Origin of the sequence: Cupriavidus sp. SS-3 (assembly GCF_035818815.1) — a bacterium.
Taxonomy (GTDB): Bacteria; Pseudomonadota; Gammaproteobacteria; order Burkholderiales; family Burkholderiaceae; genus Cupriavidus; species Cupriavidus taiwanensis_C.
Map to the genome: position 1 here is coordinate 15,795 of NZ_JAYLVT010000008.1, position 18,785 is coordinate 34,579.

At 69.7% G+C, this 18,785-nt stretch carries 16 protein-coding genes; 11 read left to right on the top strand and 5 right to left on the bottom strand.

Annotated features, from left to right (window positions below; all coding sequences use genetic code 11):
• Positions 1 to 55: 55 nt before the first annotated feature.
• Positions 56 to 3,439 (bottom strand): diguanylate cyclase, encoded by a 3,384-nt coding sequence (locus U9J39_RS13970; protein ID WP_116313235.1) that lies wholly within the window; start codon positions 3,437 to 3,439, stop codon positions 56 to 58.
• Positions 3,440 to 3,814: 375 nt separating this feature from the next.
• Here U9J39_RS13970 and U9J39_RS13975 point away from each other — a divergent pair, with 375 nt between their 5' ends.
• A complete protein-coding gene (locus U9J39_RS13975; RefSeq protein ID WP_115708445.1) occupies positions 3,815 to 4,213 on the top strand; it encodes a nuclear transport factor 2 family protein in 399 nt (132 codons plus the stop codon).
• Positions 4,214 to 4,311: 98 nt separating this feature from the next.
• Positions 4,312 to 5,199, top strand: a complete 888-nt coding sequence (locus U9J39_RS13980; RefSeq protein ID WP_115679575.1) for a c-type cytochrome — start codon at positions 4,312 to 4,314, stop codon at positions 5,197 to 5,199.
• Here the strand turns inward: U9J39_RS13980 and U9J39_RS13985 are convergent.
• Positions 5,196 to 6,299 carry an acyltransferase family protein gene (locus U9J39_RS13985; protein ID WP_326347321.1) on the bottom strand — a complete coding sequence of 368 codons (1,104 nt, stop codon included), beginning with the start codon at positions 6,297 to 6,299 and terminating at the stop codon, positions 5,196 to 5,198. The two genes, U9J39_RS13980 and U9J39_RS13985, sit on opposite strands and share 4 nt — an antisense overlap.
• A gap of 320 nt (positions 6,300 to 6,619) precedes the next feature.
• Between U9J39_RS13985 and U9J39_RS13990 the strand changes: the two genes are divergently transcribed.
• The 3 genes from U9J39_RS13990 (at position 6,620) to U9J39_RS14000 (ending at position 9,850) form a co-directional block, all read left to right on the top strand.
• Positions 6,620 to 7,084: a (2Fe-2S)-binding protein gene (locus U9J39_RS13990; RefSeq protein WP_115679577.1), complete on the top strand. Its 465-nt coding sequence runs from the start codon at positions 6,620 to 6,622 to the stop codon at positions 7,082 to 7,084.
• Positions 7,085 to 7,099: 15 nt separating this feature from the next.
• The gene (locus U9J39_RS13995; protein WP_326347322.1) at positions 7,100 to 9,358 is read left to right on the top strand and encodes a xanthine dehydrogenase family protein molybdopterin-binding subunit; all 2,259 of its coding nucleotides are present in this window, start codon (positions 7,100 to 7,102) and stop codon (positions 9,356 to 9,358) included.
• Between the two features lie 204 nt (positions 9,359 to 9,562).
• On the top strand, positions 9,563 to 9,850 hold the full coding sequence (locus U9J39_RS14000; protein WP_115708453.1) for an ArsR family transcriptional regulator: 288 nt from the start codon (positions 9,563 to 9,565) through the stop codon (positions 9,848 to 9,850).
• Between the two features lie 66 nt (positions 9,851 to 9,916).
• Here U9J39_RS14000 and U9J39_RS14005 read toward each other — a convergent pair whose 3' ends face one another.
• A complete protein-coding gene (locus tag U9J39_RS14005; RefSeq protein ID WP_116294447.1) occupies positions 9,917 to 10,348 on the bottom strand; it encodes a hypothetical protein in 432 nt (143 codons plus the stop codon).
• A gap of 384 nt (positions 10,349 to 10,732) precedes the next feature.
• Between U9J39_RS14005 and U9J39_RS14010 the strand changes: the two genes are divergently transcribed.
• Positions 10,733 to 11,692, top strand: a complete 960-nt coding sequence (locus U9J39_RS14010) for a hypothetical protein (RefSeq protein WP_442784898.1) — start codon at positions 10,733 to 10,735, stop codon at positions 11,690 to 11,692.
• Here the strand turns inward: U9J39_RS14010 and U9J39_RS14015 are convergent.
• On the bottom strand, positions 11,689 to 12,408 hold the full coding sequence (locus U9J39_RS14015) for a TetR/AcrR family transcriptional regulator (RefSeq protein WP_115708457.1): 720 nt from the start codon (positions 12,406 to 12,408) through the stop codon (positions 11,689 to 11,691). The two genes, U9J39_RS14010 and U9J39_RS14015, sit on opposite strands and share 4 nt — an antisense overlap.
• A 232-nt stretch (positions 12,409 to 12,640) precedes the next feature.
• Between U9J39_RS14015 and U9J39_RS14020 the strand changes: the two genes are divergently transcribed.
• The 4 genes from U9J39_RS14020 (at position 12,641) to U9J39_RS14035 (ending at position 16,409) form a co-directional block, all read left to right on the top strand.
• Positions 12,641 to 12,946 carry a hypothetical protein gene (locus U9J39_RS14020; RefSeq protein WP_116313237.1) on the top strand — a complete coding sequence of 102 codons (306 nt, stop codon included), beginning with the start codon at positions 12,641 to 12,643 and terminating at the stop codon, positions 12,944 to 12,946.
• A 152-nt stretch (positions 12,947 to 13,098) separates the two neighbouring features.
• Positions 13,099 to 13,896, top strand: a complete 798-nt coding sequence (locus U9J39_RS14025) for a citryl-CoA lyase (RefSeq protein ID WP_115708461.1) — start codon at positions 13,099 to 13,101, stop codon at positions 13,894 to 13,896.
• Entirely contained in the window at positions 13,893 to 15,539 is a 1,647-nt protein-coding gene (locus U9J39_RS14030; RefSeq protein WP_326347323.1) for a class I adenylate-forming enzyme family protein, read from the top strand. Before U9J39_RS14025 ends, U9J39_RS14030 begins: the two co-directional genes overlap by 4 nt.
• 21 nt (positions 15,540 to 15,560) lie before the next feature.
• A complete protein-coding gene (locus U9J39_RS14035) occupies positions 15,561 to 16,409 on the top strand; it encodes a dioxygenase family protein (RefSeq protein WP_116312240.1) in 849 nt (282 codons plus the stop codon).
• Between the two features lie 12 nt (positions 16,410 to 16,421).
• Here U9J39_RS14035 and U9J39_RS14040 read toward each other — a convergent pair whose 3' ends face one another.
• Positions 16,422 to 17,276: an IclR family transcriptional regulator domain-containing protein gene (locus U9J39_RS14040; protein WP_115679584.1), complete on the bottom strand. Its 855-nt coding sequence runs from the start codon at positions 17,274 to 17,276 to the stop codon at positions 16,422 to 16,424.
• A gap of 88 nt (positions 17,277 to 17,364) precedes the next feature.
• Between U9J39_RS14040 and leuC the strand changes: the two genes are divergently transcribed.
• The gene (gene leuC, locus U9J39_RS14045) at positions 17,365 to 18,780 is read left to right on the top strand and encodes a 3-isopropylmalate dehydratase large subunit (RefSeq protein ID WP_326347324.1); all 1,416 of its coding nucleotides are present in this window, start codon (positions 17,365 to 17,367) and stop codon (positions 18,778 to 18,780) included.
• The last annotated feature ends 5 nt before the right edge of the window (positions 18,781 to 18,785 follow it).

Here is an 18,785-nt window from a genome sequence, read left to right on the forward strand (position 1 = left end):
GCCACGCGGACAGGCGCCGAATGTATCACGGCCGCTGCGTGGGCAGTCCGGCGGGCTATGAGGCCTGCGCGTTGCGCTGCGCGTATCCGGCCAGGAATACGTCCAGCGCCACCGGCCGCCCGATCGCATAGCCCTGCGCGTAATCCACGCCGATCGCGCGCAGCGCATCGAGGGTGCGTTCGTCCTCGACCCATTCCGCCACCGTGCGCACGCCCAGCCGGTGCCCGATGTCGTTGATCGAGCTGACGATCTCGCGGTCCACCGCGTTGTCGGCGAGCTGCCGGATAAAGCTGCCGTCGATCTTGAGGAAGTCCACCGGAAACTGCTTCAGGTAGGCGAACGACGACAGGCCCGAGCCGAAGTCGTCCAGCGACACGGTGCAGCCGGCGCGCCGCATCTCCGCCACCAGGCGGTTGGCCGCCGCCATGTTGTTGATCAGCGCGGTTTCGGTGATCTCCAGACGGATGCGATCGGCGGGCAGCGCGCTGGCTTCGAGCTCGGCATGCAGGAACGGCAGCAGGAAGGGCTCGCCCAGCGAGTTGGCCGACAGGTTGATCGATACCGACAGCCCCGGCACCGCGCGCAGCCGCTCGCCGTAGCCGCGCAGCACGTTGCGGATGACCCAGCGGTCGACATGGCCCATCAGGTCGTAGCGCTCGGCGGCGGGAATAAAGGCGCCGGGCAGGATCAGTTCGCCGTGCTCGTCGACCATGCGCACCAGGATCTCGATATGGCGGTGGCCGCTGCCGTCTTCGCCCGGTTCCGGCTGCAGCGCGCGGATCTCCTGCGCGAACAGGCGGAAGCGGTTGGCTTCCAGCGCCGAATGGATGCCGGCGGCGACTTCCAGCTCGCGGTGGTGGCGGCGCGCGTCGCTCTCGTCGCGGCGGTAGACCGAGACCCGGCTGCGGCCCGCGGCCTTGGCCGCATAGCAGGCCACGTCGGCACGGCTCATCAGCTCGCTGACCGGCGGCACGTCGAGGTCGATGGCGGCGATGCCGATGCTGGCGCCGACGTCGTACACGCGCCCCTCCCACGGGAAGCGGCGCCCGCGGATGGCGTCGATCACGCCCTGGCAGACCTGCTCGGCCTGGTCGACGGTGCAGTCCTTGAGCAGCAGCGCGAACTCGTCGCCGCCCAGGCGCGCCAGCACGTCGTCCGGTCGCACATGGTTGCGGATCATGTAGCCCAGCTCGCGCAGCAGCACGTCGCCGGCGCCGTGGCCGGCGGTGTCGTTGACGATCTTGAAGCGGTCCAGGTCGATAAAGCACAGCGCCGCGCGATGGCCATGCAGCCGCGCGGCGTCGCACGACTCGCGCAGGCGCTTCTCGAACCAGGTGCGGTTGGGCAGGCCGGTCAGCGCATCGTGCATGGCCGAGCGCGCCAGCTCGCGCTGCAGCGCGCGCGCTGCGGTGATGTCCTGGAACACCAGCACCGCGCCCAGCACCTCGCCGCGCGCGGTCAGCACCGGCGCGGCCGAGTCCTGCACGTCGTGGCGCTCGCCGGTCAGGCTCTGCAGCACCGCGCCCTCCTGCAGGTAGGCCGGCGTCAGCGTGCGCAGGCAGGCCTCGACCGGGCTCGGGATGGGCTCGCCGGTGCTCTCGTCGAGGATGCGGAAGACCCGTTCCAGCGGCAGCCCGGTGGCGGCGGCCATGGTCCAGCCGGTCAGCTGTTCCGCGATCGGGTTCATGAAGGTCACGTGCATGGTGGCGTCGGTGCAGATCACCGCATCGCCGATCGAGCGCAACGTGATATGCAGGCGTTCCTTCTCCTCGAACAGCGCCTCGGTCAGCCGGCGCTGGTCGGTGGTGTCCCAGTTGGTGCCGACCAGCGCGTGGGCGGCGCCGTCGGCGCCGCGGGCCACCATCGCCATGGCGCGCACGTGGCGCACCTCGCCGCCCGGGCGCACGATGCGGTATTCGGTGTCGAACGCGGCCTCGCCGCGGATGGCGCGGCGCATCTCGCCACGCACGCGGCTGGCATCGTCGGGGTGCAGCAGCGCAATCCATTGCTCCGACAGCGGCGCGCCGCCGGCCGGGTCGGTGCCGTGCAGCGCATGCATGCGCGCATCCCAGGTGATGCCGGCGCTGGCCAGGTCCCATTCCCAGATGCCCACGCCGCCGGCTTCGACCGCCAGCTGGATGCGCCGCGACAACCGTTCCAGCTCTTGCTGCGCCAGCTTGCGCGCGTGGATGTCTTCCACCTGCGTGATGAAGTGCTGCGGCTCGCCGGTCTGTTCGTCGCGCACCAGCGAAACCGCCAGCAGCACCCAGCGGTAGTGGCCGTCCTTGTGGCGGTAGCGCTTCTCCAGGCGATAGGCCTCGACCTTGCCGGACAACAGGTTGGCGACCTGGCGCAGGTCGCCGGTCAGGTCGTCGGGATGGGTCAGCTGCTGGTAGCTCAGCTCGCGCAGTTCGGCCGCGCTGTAGCCAAGCAGCTCGATCATGGCGCGGTTGACGGTCTGCCAGCGGCCGTCCATGTCGACCAGCGCCATGCCGATGGCCGAATGCTCCATGGCCTGGCGAAAGCGCTTGTCGCTGCTGCGCAGGCTGGCGCGGCCGTGCCGGTTCTGCTCGGTCAGGTAGGCGATGCAGACCGGCAGCACCATGATCACCGCGGCCGACAGCGGCACCGCTTCATGGCGGTGCGACAGCAGCATCAGCGCCTGCAGGCACAGCGTGGCCACCAGCGCCAGCAGCGCGGTGGCAAAGGGGTTGCCGGCCAGCGCCAGCAGCACCAGCGGCAGCGACATCGCGGCGAACGGGTCGTGCCCCTGCCATTGCGCCAGGGTGCCGATGGCCAGGCTCAGCGCCAGCGCGCCCGCCTGCGGCGCCAGCATCGGCCGCGCCGCGGCGGCGCGCACGCGCACCGCGGTCATCGACAGCATCAGCGGCAGCAGCAGCGCCATACCCAGCGCGCTGGCCTGCCACCAGGTCCACCACACCGGCGCGAAGCGGCTGCCCGCGACCGCGGCGATGGCCGCCGCGCCGGCGGTGGCACCGACCGTCGGCGCCAGGATGCCGCCGACCGCCAGCATCACCGCGAACGCGGCCAGCGGGCCGTGGCGTCCGGTCACGCCATGCCGGTCCAGCAGGCGCAACAGCAGCAGCGCGGACAGTATCTCCGCCAGGTTGGCCCCGGTCAGCAGCAGCGCCGTGCCGACGCTGTCGCCGGCGCCGTGGTTGGCCAGCACGCTGGCCACCAGCATGCCGGCCAGCAGCCACGGCGCCTCCGCGCGCGGCCGCTGCAGCAGCAGGCCCAGCCCGAACGCGTTGGGCAGCCACACCGAGGCCACGGTACCGGGCAGCCGCGCCAGCCAAAGCGCCGCCGCCGCCAGCACGAAATAGCAGGCGCCGGCCAGCAGCAAGGGCAGCCATCGGCGCGGCGCGGCGGAAGGGGCTGGAGCGGCCGGGTGGCTCGGCGGGGCCGTATCGGGCGTCATGGACGAGATCGAGGCAAAGGCGGTGCGATGCGGTGGGAGGGAGGCGGCATGCCCGGCGCGGCCCGGCGGCATGCCCCCGGAACGCCCGGACAGACTGCCGCCCAGCGTAGGGGCAATGTAGCGAGGATAAGCGCGTGGCCATCGGCAGGACAGGGGGCAGGTTGGGGGTTACTTGCCTCTGGTGTTGGGGGCGATTTTTTGGTAGGGGATGCAATTCCGGCGCGAGCCGGCCGGTCCGGGCTGCCGCATGCCTCGCCGATCTGCCTTCCGATAACCTCCCCGGTAATCGCGCCGCCGCGCCCCCGCGCCGATCATGCAGCCATGGCCTGACGCCAGGCCCCGAGAGCCTGACCACCAACCCCCAAGGAGAATGCCATGTCCGCTGCCACCCAGTCCCACCAGGCTGAACACGCCGCCACCCTTGCCGACCGCTACCTCGCCGCCTGGAACGAGACCGATGCCGCGCGCCGGCGCGAGCTGATCGCGGCGGCGTGGACGGAAACGGCGTGCTATGTCGATCCGCTGATGCGGGGCGACGGCCATGCCGGCATCGATGCGATGATCGCCGCGGTGCAGGCGAAGTTTCCCGGTTTCCGCTTTACCCGGGTGAGCCCGGTCGATGCGCACGGGGAGCACCTGCGCTTTACCTGGGAGCTGGGCCCCGCCGGCGAAGCGGCGCTGGTGGTCGGCACCGACTTTGCCACGGTGTCGGCCGACGGCCGGCTGGCGCGCATGACCGGCTTCATCGACCGCGCCCCGGCCGGGCTGGCCTGAACGCCGCCGGCGCTGCGCTATGTTGCCTTTCCCACCGACAGCCCCCGGGGCACTGGCCGCAAGCTGCGGCATCCAGTGCGGCGGACAGGGGAAGGCAAATGGCGCGGGTTCTGCGGATGGCGGCATGGGGGCTTGCCGGCACGGCCGTCGTGGTGGCCGCGGCGGCGTACGGCGCGGCATGGGTCGGGGAGCGCAAGGCACAGCGCGTGGTGGAAGTCCCGGTCGCCCCCGTTGCCATCCGCGAGGATCCCGCCGCGATCGCCCACGGCAAGTACCTGTATGAATCGCGCGGCTGCATGGAATGCCATGGCGCCGGCGGGGGCGGCAAGCAGGTGATCGACGACCCCGGCGGCCTGCGTGTGCGCGCGCCGGACCTGACCCGCGCCAACCCGGCCATCGCCGCCTACCAGCCGGTGGACTGGGTGCGCAGCATCCGCCATGGCGTGGCGCCCTCGCTGCGCCCGCTGCAGGTCATGCCCAGCGAAGACTACAACCGCCTCAGCGACGAGGACCTCGGCGCGCTGATCGGCTACCTGCGCAGCCTGCCCGCGGCGATGGGCGCGCCCGCCGAGATCACCATGCCATGGCTGGTGCGCGCGCTGTATGGCGTGGGGGTGGTGCAGGACGCGGCTTCGAAGATCGACCACAGCCTGCCGGCGCAGGCAGCGATGGCGCCCGAGCCGACGCCGCGCTATGGCGCCTATGTGGCCAATGTCTGCCTGGGATGCCACGGGCCGGCGTTCCGGGGCGGCAAGATCCCTGGGGCGCCGCCCGACTGGCCCGCGGCCGCCGACCTGCGCCCGGTGCCCGGCGGCGCCATGGCGCGCTACCGCGAGCCTGCGGCGTTCATCGAGATGATGCGCAGCGGCAAGCGGCCCGACGGCACCGCGCTCAGCCGGGTGATGCCGTTCGATTCCTTCGGGCGCATGAACGATACCGAACTGACCGCCTTGTACCTGTTCCTGGCCGGTCTGCCGCAACGCTAGCCGCGTGCCAGCCGGCGCCCGGCCGCGATGCCGGGCAGCTCGACCCAGCGGTGCAGCAGCCAGGCCAGCGCCAGCGCCAGGCCGGCGTCGATGGCAAAGCGCAGCAACTGCATGGCGGTCTGGTCCGCGCCCAGCTCGGGCATCAGGCGCTTGACCGCTTCGATCACGGTGGGATGGGTCAGGTAGAGGGCGTAGGACAGCTCGCCCAGCCAGATCAACGCGCGCGGCACGCGCAGCATGCCGGTGTGCTCGGCGGCGACCACCCCGGCCACCAGCAGCGCCGCCGGCAAGCCGCGTCCCGCCAGGCTGAAATCCGGTCCCACCAGCGGCAGCGACAGCGCGAACGCCGCGCTGCCGATTGCCAGCATTGACAGCGCGGACGCCGGCGTCAGCAAGTGGCGCCAGCGCGCGTAGGCCCATGCCAGCCCGCAGCCCAGCAGGAATTCGAGCACCAGCGGATTGCTGACCATGGCCAGCCACGGTGAAGCGAACGCATAGCCCTGGGCGGGATCGGCCACCAGCGTGCCGAAGCGCCACCACGGCAGCACCAGCGTGAGCAGCGCGAACACCCCCAGCACCACCAGCAGCGCGCGCCGCCCGGCCAGCAGCAGCCCGAGCGCAAACACCGCGTAGAACGCCAGTTCGTAGTTGAGCGACCAGCCCACGTACAGCGCCGGATAGCCGTAGTAGGGCGCATGGCTGGTGGATGTCGGCAGGAACGCCAGCGACGCGGCGAACAGCGCCGGCGTGACCGGGTTGAGCAGCAGCGCATGGATGGCCGACATGGTCCAGTACGGCGGCGCCAGCCGGCACAGGCGCCGGACCATGAAGCTGAGCGGACGCTCCGGCCGGGGCCGCGCCAGCACCGCGACCCAGGCGATGATGAAGCCGCTGATGACGAAGAACACATCGACGCCGACATGGCCGCGCTTGATCACGTTGTGGGTCAGCCAGTTCAGCACCGGCGCGTTGGCACCGCCCAGCGTGAGCCCGGAGTGGTAGAGCACCACCATGGCGGCGGCCAGTCCGCGCAGGGCCTGGATGCTGTCGAGCCGCGCTATCGAAGGTGACGATGCGGTGCGAGTGCGGGCCGCTGGCAAGGCGGTCGTGCCGGGCGCGGCAGCGGTGTTCGGAGCCGAGGCCGTGCCGGCTGCGGGAAACGAATTTTCTGGAATAGTCGATGGCACTGTTTCAGCGGCGGGAATCCGATCACACCGGAATCCCGTCGGGATGGCAAGGCAATCCATGAGGGACAGCCGTTCGTTGCACAAAGTTCGTGCAACCGGCGATGACGGGCACGTTAGTGCGCAAAGTGTCCGGCAAGGTGCCGCAAATTGCACTATCCTCACTTGTCCGTTGCGCCAGGCTGCGGCGCACAGGCAATGACCAGCGGGCAACGTACCCAAGGAGTGTCCCCCAAATGACCACCCTCTCCATCAACGTCAACGGCAAGACCCGTGAAGTCGACGTGGACCCGTCCACGCCGCTGCTGTGGGCGCTGCGCGACAACCTCGAAATGACCGGCACCAAGTTCGGCTGCGGCATGGCCGCGTGCGGTGCCTGCACCGTGCACGTCAACGGCCAGGCCACGCGCAGCTGCGTGACGCCGGCCTCGGCGGTCGCCGGGGCACGCATCACCACCATCGAAGGCATCGGCGCCGACCGCGTCGGGCGCGCCGTGATCGACGCCTGGCTCAAGCACGATGTCGCGCAGTGCGGCTACTGCCAGAACGGCCAGGTGATGAGCGCCGTCGGCCTGCTGCGCAGCAAGCCGCGGCCCACCGACGCCGACATCGACCAGGCCATGGCCGGCAACCTGTGCCGCTGCGGCACGTACCAGCGCATCCGCGCGGCGATCAAAGACGCCGCCCGTGCGCTGGCCTGAGCGGGAGGAACCGATATGCGTATCCGAGGCATCGAAGCCCTGGCTGGCGGCCAGGCAGGCAACAGCGGCGAAGCGCGTGCCGACGCCGGCGTGGCGACGCTGGACCGCCGCAGTTTCTTGAAGCTGACCGGCCTGGCCGGCGGCGGGCTGGCGCTGGGCGTGGCACCGCTGGCGCAGGCCCAGGAGGGCGCCAAGCCCAAGGCGCCGCCGGCAGCGCCGCAGGCGTTCCTGATCATCGCACCCGACAACACCGTGACGGTGGCGGTGAACCGGCTCGAATTCGGCCAGGGCGTGCATACCGCGCTGCCGATGGCGCTGGCCGAAGAGCTGGATGCCGACTGGCGCAATGTGCGCGCGGCACTGGCCCCGGCGGGCGATCCGTACAAGGACCCCGGCTTCGGCATGCAGATGACCGGCGGTTCCACCGCGCTGAACCACTCGTTCCAGCAGTACCGCGAACTGGGCGCGCGTGCCCGCGCGATGCTGGTTGCGGCCGCGGCGCAGCGCTGGAAGGTCGACCCGGCCAGCTGCAAGGTCGAGCAGGGCGTGATCACGTCCGGCAGCCAGCGCGCCACCTTTGGCGAACTGGCGCCGGCGGCGATGGCGCTGCCGGTGCCGCAGCAGGTCACGCTGAAGGATCCGGCGCAGTTCCGCATCGTCGGCAAGCCCACGCCGCGGCTGGATGCGCGCGGCAAGATGGAAGCGACCACGCCGTTCGGCATCGACACGCAGCTCAAGGGCATGGTGGTGGCGGTGGTGGCGCGGCCGCCGCGCTTCGGCGGCAAGGTAAAGAGCTTCAGCGCCGACAAGGCCCGTGCGGTGCAGGGCGTGCGCGGCGTGCTGCAGGTTCCGGTCGACCGCGGCGGCAGCGGCGTGGCCGTGATCGCCAGCGGCTACTGGCCCGCCAAGATGGGCCGCGATGCGCTCGAGGTCCAGTGGGAGGACGCCGGCTCCAAAGTATCGTCGCAGGCCTTGTTCGATGAATATGCGAAGCTGGCCGGCCAGCCGGGCACGGTCGCGCGCGCGGGTGAGGGCGATATTGCCGCGGCGATCCAGCGTGCGCCGCGCAAGATCGAGGCCGACTTCCGCTTCCCGTACCTGGCGCACGCGCCGATGGAGCCGCTGAACTGCACGCTGCAGCCGGAGGTGGCCGGCGGCAAGGTGCAGTCGGTCAAGGTCTGGGTGGGCTCGCAGTTCCAGACCGTCGACCAGGCCGCGGTGGCGCGCACGCTCGGGCTGGCGCCGGACAAGGTGGTGCTCAACACCATGATGGCCGGCGGCGGCTTCGGCCGGCGCGCGGTGCCGACCTCCGACTACATCGTCGAGGCGGCCAACGTGCTCAAGGCCTGGGTCGCCGCGGGACACACCGAGCCGCTCAAGGTGGTGTGGAGCCGCGAGGACGATATCCGCGGCGGCTACTACCGCCCGCTGCATCTGCACCGCGCCCACATCGGCCTGGACGCGCAGGGCAAGGTGATGGGCTGGCAGCACACCATCGTCGGCCAGTCGATCCTGAAGGGCACGCCGTTCGAGCCGTTCATGGTCAAGAACGGCGTCGATGCCACCATGACCGAGGGCATAGTCGAGAACGACTACGACCTGCCGCTGCAGATGTCGGTGCACCACCCGCAGGTGGACGTGCCGGTGCTGTGGTGGCGCTCGGTCGGCAATACGCATACCGCCTTCGTCAAGGAAACGCTGGCCGACGAGATGGCCGCCGCCGCCAAGCAAGACCCGGTGGCATTCCGCCTGGCGCGGCTCGACGAAAAGAAGCACGCGCGCCATCGCGCCGCGTTGCAACTGGCGGTGGACAAGTCCGGCTACGGCAAGCGCAAGCTGCCCAAGGGACATGCCTGGGGCGTGGCGGTGCATGAGTCGTTCAGCACCGTGGTGGCGTATGTGGTCGACGTCTCGGTGGTGAAGGGCGAGCCGCGCGTGCATCGCGTCACCGCCGGCGTGCATGCCAACCGCGTGGTCAATCCGTTGTCGGCGGAAGCCCAGATCCAGGGTGCCTGCGTGTTCGGGCTGGCCATGACCCGGCCCGGGTTTGCCATCGAGATCGAGAACGGCGCGGTGAAGAACAGCAACTTCCCCGACTATCCGCCGCCGCGCATCACCGACGCGCCGGTGGTGGACGTGTTCTTCGTGCCGTCGCAGGACAACCCCACCGGGCTGGGCGAACCCGGCGTGCCGCCGATCGCGCCGGCGGTGGCCAATGCGCTGTTCACGCTGACCGGCAAGCGCCAGCGGCAATTGCCGTTTGTGATGGCCTGAGCGCGGCCAGGCGGTGCACTGGCGCTGTTGTAATCGCGCCAGTGTCCGCCCGGCCGTGGCAGCACCTATTGCCTTTGCGGGGCGAGCCGCGTAGAACGGGGAAAACCGCGCGCGCCAGGCAGCGCGGGCAAGAGTGACCCCCGCATCGCCCCCGCCGCCGCGTATCGCCCGGCCGGGGTGCCGTGCCCGGACCGAGGTGTGATCATGGAGACCCAGGAAAGTACCCTGACGCTGGCGCTGATGACCGAACCCGCGCGCATCCGCATCTGCCGCGCGCTGCTCGACGCCGGCGAGGCCGGGCTGCCGGCCTCCGAGCTGGCGCAGGTGGCGCGACTGAGCCTGGGGCGCGCCGGCCACGTGTTCTCGGAGCTGGTGCAAGCCGACGTGCTGGCGCTGTCGATCCAGGAGCGGCGGGTCTGCTACGTGCTGAAGGCGCGGCGCGCCGTTACCGAAGCGCTGGGCTATATCGACGCCAGCGGACTGGCCGACTGACACGGCAAAACGGGCCCCGCGGGGCCCGTTTGCATTGGGGCGGCGGTGTGCGCCGCGACCGCTGCGTCACTGCTTGGGCGCGGTCATTTCCTGGCGGGCCGCTGCGTCCGCAGCCTTGTTCTCGACCTTGCGTTCCTGCTTGGCCGCGCCGACTTCGTCCTTGTATTCGCCCTTGGCGGCCTTTTTCTTCGCCTTGTATTCGGCGGCAGCCTCGCGGCGCGCCTCGCGACGCTCGACCAGCGGGTCCTTCGGCGGCTGGATCTGGGTCACGCCGGGAGCGGTGCCCTGGCCGGCGGGGCTGGCCGCGGTGGCCGGCACGGCAGGCGTTGCAGGGGTTGCGGGCGTTGCCGGCATGCCCTGCGCGGCGGGGGTTGCCGGCGTGGCGGGGGTGGCAGGCGTGGCGGTCTGTGCGATGGCCGCGGCGCAGCTGAGGCCTGCCAGGCCTGCCGCAATCACGCTGGCGATTCGGGTATGGCGAGCGGGTTGTTTCGGATCCATGGAATACCTCCAGGGTTAGGGTCGGAAGCGCCGGCCCGGTCGGGGCCCAGCGCGACGTATGCCGCACATGCTGGCCTGGGCGGGCTTGTGGCGACAAGGCCAGTCTAGGCAGCGGCCAGGCTTGGCGCTGTCGGGCAGGCGCCGATGAGACGCCGGAATTGCTCCTACAAGCGCACCGTCGCGGCCGCGCACACCGGTTTCAGGCGTCTTTCATTTCCTTTAATTCCGCGGCAAGAAGATTCACTTCTGCCGACGCGGCACTTCCGCCACCATGGCCCCCAGAAAGCGTGACGCGCGGTCCGCCAGCCTGGACCCGCTGCCGATGACGCTGTTGTCACGATGCTGATGCAGCGTGCAATGGCCCAGGACCGGATGAGGGAATCGATGCGAGCGCAAGGCCCCCTGGTGTTGACGTTGCTGGCCGGCCTTGCGGCCGCGCCGGTGCCCGCGCTGGCGCAGACCGAGCCGGCGTTTCGCGTGGTCGGCACCAATGTGCAGAAGCACGCCAGTGCGGTGCTGACGCTGATGTCGTTTGCGGTCGTACCGGACCTGGCGTCCAGCTCGCTTTCCATCAGCAGTGCCAGCACCGACAACCCTGACCTGACCCTGTGGCAGCTCGGCGGGGGCTTTACGCTGAGCCAGTCGTTTCCGCTCTATCTGGAAGGGTCGATCGCCTACAACCGCTACGACCCCGCCTTTGTTGCCTCCAACGGGCTGGAATCCCGCACGCTGCCGGCCAAGTGGAACACCTTCGCCGGCACCGTTGGCGTCGGCTGGGATTTTCCGCTGATCCCAAGCAAGGAGCTGGTGTTCCGCCCCATCTTCAACGCTTCGCTGGGCCGCGTCGCCAGCGACCTGTCCATCGCCCAGTTCGCGGTCGAGCACAAGACCGGGCGCGACATCGCCTTCCTCGACGACGGCGTCATGAATGCCTATGGCCTGGGCGGATCGGTGATGCTCGACTGGGAAAGCCACCGCGACAACCGCGATATCGACGTGGAACTGCGATATACCAACATCTACCTGCGCAGCTTCGGCGACTCGTCCGGCCTGGAGGCCTCGTCCGTCGCGCAGACCGCCAGCCTGTACGCGCGCTGGCGCGCGCCAACCGGGTTGCGCGCGCTCGACCGGCCGGTGCGCTACGTGCTGGAGCTGTCGCACTCGCATTACCTCGGCAACCAGGCGGGTGCGCTAGGGTTCAACTACCTCACCACGCTGGGCACCGGCCTGGAACTCGACACCAGCGCCCACGAAGTGTTCGTGACCCGGATCCGCGCGGTGGTGCGCTATGTCTTCGGGAACAACGTCTCGGGGGTGTCGTTCGGGCTTGCCGCGAGCTTCTAGCCCTGCGCGCCTGTCCCCGCAGCGCCGGGGCTACCGCTTCCGGGCACAGCCGACGGCGCGCCGGCATCGACGGCCGGCACGATCACCGCAATGGCGTCACGCACCAGCGCATCGATCTCTGTGTCGTCCGGACGGATGCCGGTGGCCAGCGTACGGTGCAGCACGCTGGCCAGCACCATGCCATGGAACAGCCGGGCGCTGACCTCCGGGCTGGCCGAAAGCCGCGCGCCTCTCGCCTGCTGGCTGTCAAGGAAGGCCGCCACATAGGCGCAGGTCGCCGCCGGGCCGCGCGTATACCAGGCGTTACCCAAGGCCGGAAAACGCCGCGATTCGGCAAAGATCAACCGCAGGAAGGCCAGGTGGCGTTCCTCCAGCAACGACTGCAGGAAGCTGTGGGCGATCTTGTCGAGCCCCTCCGCCGCCTCGCAGTGCGACACATCCACGCTCTTCTCGGTCTTTTCAAGGAAGCGGTCGCACAGCCGCTCCACCACCGCCACGAACAAACCGTCCTTGCCGCCGAAAAAGCTGTAGACGTTGGTCTTGGAGCCCCCGCACGCCTTGACGATGTCGTCCAGGCTGACGCCGTCGTAGCCGTGCTCGAGAAACATGTCGGCGGCGGTGCTCAGGATCAGCGCGCGCTTCTCTTCGCCACGGCGCGTCATGCGCTGGGGCGGGCGGTGCGCAGAGTTGTCGGTAACGCTTGCGGGTGATGCCATCGGGTAGCCGGGAGTGACAAGGGACGGGCGCTGGCGCCTCGCGCAGTCTACCAAATGCCGGTGTGATGCCAGCGGCCGCCAGGCCGTCGCACCGTTCTTCAAAAACTTTGATTGATACCTTCTGATTAATTTAGTACCGTACGGTACGGTTTTACTATATTTGGACCGTGAGAGGCGCGCGGCAAGTGCCCCGCCTGACACAAGTTCTTCTCAAATGGAAAAGGAGTATGTGATGAAAAAAGCATCGATTGGCGCAGCCCTGCTGGTAGTGATGGCGGCCGGAGCGCAAGCCGCGGTGCGTGCCCCCGAGGTCTACACGAACGGTGGGCATGTCGCTCAGGCATTGCAGCGTTCGCAGTCGGGCCGCCTGGCTGACGAGCAGTTTCGCCGGATCGCCGTACGCAAGGCGGATCCGTTCACGGATGGCGCGCGCCAAATGGATCCGTTCACCGACGGCGCAGCGCGCCAGGTGGATTTGTTCACCGACGGCGCCCTCGCAAGCATCGGCAACACAGACCCGTTCACGGATGGCGCCTGACTGGCAAGCGGTCCTGCACGCCGAAGGGCAGTGCCGGCCGCACGCGGACGATGGTTGGTGCGGGTTTACCGTTCTTGCGGAGCCTCGCACCTCCACCTAAAATAATTCGCATATCGCATTTGATTGCGCACAGCGCAAAAAAGGGAGACGACGTGGCGGAGACGAAACACCCCCGGGCAGCCGGGCAGACCAGCATCGCGCAGGTGGATATCCACGGCGTGTCGGTACATGGCAAAGACCTGAGCGAGGCCCTGATCGGCAAGACTGGCTTCACTGCCTACTTCCTGTTCCTGCTCACCGGCCGCGAGCCTGACGCAAAGCTGGTGGCGATCACCGATGCCTGCCTCGTCGCGATCGCCGAGCATGGCCTGGTCCCCTCGGTGCAGGCCGCGCGCATGACGCTGGCCGCGGCGCCGGATGCGTTGCAGGGCGCAGTGGCGGCTGGCGTGCTGGGTTGCGGCTCGGTGATCCTTGGCGCATCGGAAAGCGCGGGCCAGCTGCTCGCGGAAGTGCTTGCCGGCCGGGAACACGGCACGCTGGCCGAAAGCGCCAACTCCGTGGTCCGGGCCGTGCGCCAGGCGCGCAAGCCGCTGCCTGGCTTTGGCCATCCGACGCACAAGCTAGGGGATCCGCGCGCGCACCGGCTGCTGGCCATCGCGCGTGAGCGGGGCATCGCGGGCGACCACGTGGCCGCGCTGGAAGCGGTAGCCGCCGCCGTGCCCGAGCACTACAGCAAGCCCCTCCCGCTCAATGTTTCGGGCGCGATCCCCGCGGTCCTGCTGGACGCCGGCTATCCCGCCACCGCGCTCAAGGGCGTGCCGCTGCTGGCGCGCGTGGCCAGCCTGATCGCCCACCTGCAGGAGGAGCGCCGCCAGCCCATCGGCTTCATCCTGGCCGAGGCCGCCGAACACGCCATTGCCTACAGCGCCGCGCCGGCGCAAGCATCATGAACGCGCCCGCCAGCCACATCGGCACGATGGCGCCGCTCGACGTGCTCCGGCAGTACCCGGCGCACGACTTCACGCTGACCGGTTTCCTCGCGGCTCGCGTGGCGGCGCATCCGGACAAGCCGGCGTTGCTGTTCGAGGGCCAGGCCTGGAGCTATCGCGAGCTCGATGCGCGGATCGCAGGGGCCGCGCAATGGCTGGCGCACGCCATGCATGTGCGCCGCGGCGACCGCGTCGGCGTGCTGTCCGCCAACCATCCGTCCACGGTCGTGCTGATGTTCGCGCTGGCGCGCCTGGGCGCGACCATGGTGCCGGCCAACCCGGAATACCGCCTGGACGAGGCGCTGTACGTGTTCGGGCATGCGCAGGTGTGCGGGCTGGTGTGCGCGCCGGCCACGCTGGCAACCGGCGCGGCCATTGCCCGCGCGCTCGGCGGCGAAGTCTGGCTGTGCGCCAACGAGCCCGGCGACCATGGCGTGCCGACGCTGGCGCAGTCGATGGCGGCGGACACCGGTGAGTTTGCCGACGAACTTGCCGACCACGGCAGCGAGCGGGACACCGCGCTGATCATCTATACCTCCGGCACCACGGGCTTTCCCAAGGGTGCGATGCACAGCCACCGCGGCTATGTGCTGACCGCCGAAGCCTTCGTCGGCCGGCTGCAGCTGCAGCCCGACGAGCGCGTGATGTGCGTGATGCCGCTGTTCCATATCAATGCGCTGATGTACTCGGTGGGCGGGGCGCTGGCATGCGGCGGCTGCCTGGTGCTGATGCGCAGGTTCTCGGCGTCGTCGTTCTGGCGCTTTGCCGCCGAGACCGGCGCGACGGAGGTGAACCTGGTGGCAGCGGCCGGCAGCATCCTGGCCCGGCGCCCGCGGGCCGAGTTCGTGCCCGCTCACCGCATCACCAAGATGTTCATCGCGCCGCAGACCGAGGAAATGGTGCGCGTGATGAAGCAGGAGTTCCACGTGCCGCGTCTGATCGAATGCTACGGCATGACCGAGATCCCGGGGGTGATCGCCAATCCGTTCGACGGCCCGCACAAGCTCGGCACCATGGGCCTGATCTCGCCGCATCCGGATCCGGCGGTGCCGCTGCCGCAGGCCCGCATCGTCGACGACGAGGGCGGCGAGGTGGCTCCCGGCGGCGAGGGCGAATTGCTGATCCGAACGCCCACGCTGATGCAAGGCTACTACCGCGACCCGGCGCAGACCGAGGCGGCGTTCCGCGACGGCTGGTTCGCCACCGGCGACCTGGTGCGCCAGGACGAGGATGGCTACTACGTCTTTGTCGCGCGCAAGAAGGATGTGATCCGGCGCAAGGGCGAGAACGTATCGGGTGCCGAGCTCGACCGCATTTTCGGCGAACACCCCGCGGTGGAAGAGGCGGCGGCCATCGGCGTGCCGGCGGACCTTGGCGAGGAAGAGATCCTGCTGGCGGTGCAGTTCCGCCCGGGCCAGTCGGCCGATGCGGCCGAACTGCTCGACTGGGCGCGCGGCCGCCTGGCCGTGCACAAGCTGCCGCGTTATATCGCCACCGTCGAGGCGATCCCGCACACACCGACGCACAAGCCCGCCAAGCACAAGCTGAAGGCCGACCGGACACTGCTGGCGCGCGCGGTGGATCTGTCAGCCACGGGCCAATAGGCGCGAACCAAGGAGACAACCATGAGCACCCAGGACAACTACACCCTGCAGCGCGCGCTGGCCGCCATGTGCACCGGCGCGCCAGGCTCGGACGCTGCCCTGCAGGCGCAATTCGGCGTGGCGCTGCGGCATTTCCACGCCATGCTCGACGAGCTGCAGCTGACCGATGCACAGCTCTACCGCATTGCCGCCTGGCTGGGCCGGGTGGCCGCGCAGGATGAGCTGATCATGCTGTGCGACATGATGGGCCTGACCATGCGCGCGCTGGACCTGGCGCGCACCGGCGCGCAAGCCACGCCGCAGAACGTGACCGGCCCGTTCCCCAAGGACCAGGTTGCCGAAGGCAGCAACCCCTGCCACCTGGCGACGGCGGAGGAGCCCGGGCAGCGGCTCGAGGTGCGCGGCCGCGTGCTGGATGCGCGCACGGGCCAGCCGGTGCCGGGGGCGACGCTGATCGTGTGGCAGCCCAACCAGTTTGGGCGCTACGAAAACGAAGACGACTCCCAGTCCGAAGACAACCTGCGCGGCAAGCTGCGTTGCGATGCGGAAGGCGGCTTCCGGATCTTCACCGTGCGGCCGGGCGGCTACATCATCGGGCGCGAGGACACCGAGGTCGGCGTGCTGATGCGGCGCCTGGGTCGCAACCGCCAGCGCGCGCCGCATATCCACTACCGGGTGGTGCAGCCGGGATACCGCACGCTGACCTCGCAGATCTATTTCAAGGGCGACCCCGCCAACCCGGTCGACTGCATCTTCTCGACCATCGACGACCACATCGTCGAGGTCGGGCCCCATCCGGAGCGAGACGGCTACCAGCTGGTGATGCTGGAGGTGTTGATCGAGCCCGGGATCGCGCCAGTGGCGGTCTGAGTCGTGCGCAGCTCAGGAGGCCGCCAGGATCGAATGCGCCAGCGTGGGCGCGCGGCGGATGGCGGCCTCGATCATCGCGGCCGCCTCGCGCAGTGCCGGCAGCCGTGTCGCGACCAGCTCGTCGGGGCTGGTGCGCTCGGTCTCGGTGGAGCAGTTGATGGCGGCGATCACGCGCTGCTGGGGGTCGCGCACGGGCACGGCGATCGACAGGACGTTGAGTTCGAGCTGGCCTTCCTGGACCGCATAGCCCTGTTCAAGCGTGCGTGCCAGCGCCGCGCGCAGCGCATCCGCATCGCTGAGCGTCTTCGGCGTGAATTTCTGGAACGGTGCCTGGTCCAGGACCTTGTTCTGCTGGGCCTTGGGCGCATGGGCCAGCAAGGCAAGGCCGAGCGAGGTGCAATGCACCGGCAGCCGGTAGCCGACCGAGGCGCGGAACGCGATGCGGCGCTGGCTGGGCACATGCGCCAGGTAGACCACGCTGTCGCCGTCGAGGATGGCGAGCGAGACCGAGTCGCGGAAGCGCTCGGCCACTTCCTGCAGGAAGGGCTGGACGATGTCGCGCAGGTTCATCGAGCTGAGGAAGGCGGCACCCAGCGACAGCACCTTGGGCAGCAGCACGAAGCGCCGCCCGTTGGCGCCGATGTAGCCCAGCGCCTGCAGCGTCAGCAAGGCACGGCGCGCGCTGGCGGGCGTCATGCCGGTGGCCTGGGCGACTTCGCTCAGTGTCATTTCCGGCGTGGTGTCGGTAAATGCCTGGATCACCGCCAGGCCGCGCGCCAGCGCCGCGACGTAGTCGCGGTGGCCTTCTTCGAGCTTGCGCGGGGTGTCCTGGTCGGCGGGGGCGGTGGGTTTGGCGGCGGACGTCATGCACGCATTCTATCCGCAACGTCCAGGCCTGAACAAAAGGCGGGCCGGCGTGCCGCAGCACTGAATTGAGGACAAGCAAGGAGACATCATGACCGAACCCAACCGCCCCGCGAGCCTGCTCGACAAGCTCTGGGCCAGCCACGTGATCCACCAGGAAGCCGGCGGCCCCGCGCTGGTCTATATCGACCGCCACCTCGTCAACGAGGTGACCAGCCCGCAGGCCTTCGAAGGGCTGCGGCTGAACGGGCGCAAGGTATGGCGCGCCGCCTCGGTGCTGGCCACCGCCGACCACAACGTGCCCACCACCGCGCGCAGCCAGGGCATTGCCGATCCGGTGAGCCGCGCGCAGGTTGATGCGCTCGACCGCAACTGCGAGGAGAACGGCATCGTCAACTTCGGCATGGACGATCCGCGCCAGGGCATCCTGCATGTGGTGGGGCCGGAGCGGGGCGCGACCTTGCCCGGCATGACCATCGCCTGCGGCGATTCGCATACCTCCACCCACGGCGCGTTCGCGGCGTTCGCGTTCGGCATCGGCACCTCGGAAGTGGAGCAGGTGCTGGCGGCGCAGTGCCTGTGGATGAAGAAGCCGAAGTCGATGCTGGTGCGCGTCGAGGGCGAGCTGGGCAAGGGTGTTGCCCCCAAGGACATCGCGCTCGCGCTGATCGGTCGCATCGGCACGGCCGGCGCGACCGGCCATGTGATCGAATTCGCCGGCAGCACCATCCGCGGCCTGAGCATGGAAGCGCGCATGACGGTGTGCAACATGGCGATCGAGGCCGGCGCGCGCACCGGCATGGTAGCCGTGGACGAGACCACGCTGGACTACCTGCGCGGACGCCCGCAGGCACCGCAGGGCCGGCTGTGGGATGCGGCCGTCGAATACTGGCGCACGCTGCGCAGCGACCCCGGTGCGACCTTCGATGCCGTGGTGGAGCTCGACGCCGCCACCATCCGCCCGCATGTGACCTGGGGGACGTCGCCGGAAATGGTGGTGCCCGTCGGCGCCCGCATTCCCGATCCGCGCGACGAGCGCGACCCGGTGCGGCGCAAGGGCATCGAGGCGGCGCTGCGCTACATGGGCCTGCTGCCGAATACGCCGATCGAAGCGGTCGCGGTCGACAAGGTCTTTATCGGGTCGTGCACCAACGCGCGCATAGAAGACCTGCGCGCCGCGGCGGAAGTCGTGCGCGGCCGGCATGTGTCGCCGCGCATCCGGCAGGCGCTGGTGGTGCCGGGCTCGGGGCTGGTCAAGTCCCAGGCCGAGGCCGAGGGGCTCGATCAGGTCTTTGTCGCGGCGGGCTTTGAATGGCGCGAGCCGGGCTGCTCGATGTGCCTGGGCATGAACGACGACCGCCTTGCCGCGGGCGAACGCTGCGCATCGACGTCGAACCGCAATTTCGAAGGCAGGCAGGGACCGGGCGGACGCACCCACCTGGTGAGCCCACAGATGGCGGCCGCAGCCGCCGTCGCGGGCCACTTCGTCGATGTCCGCACGTTGTAACAGCA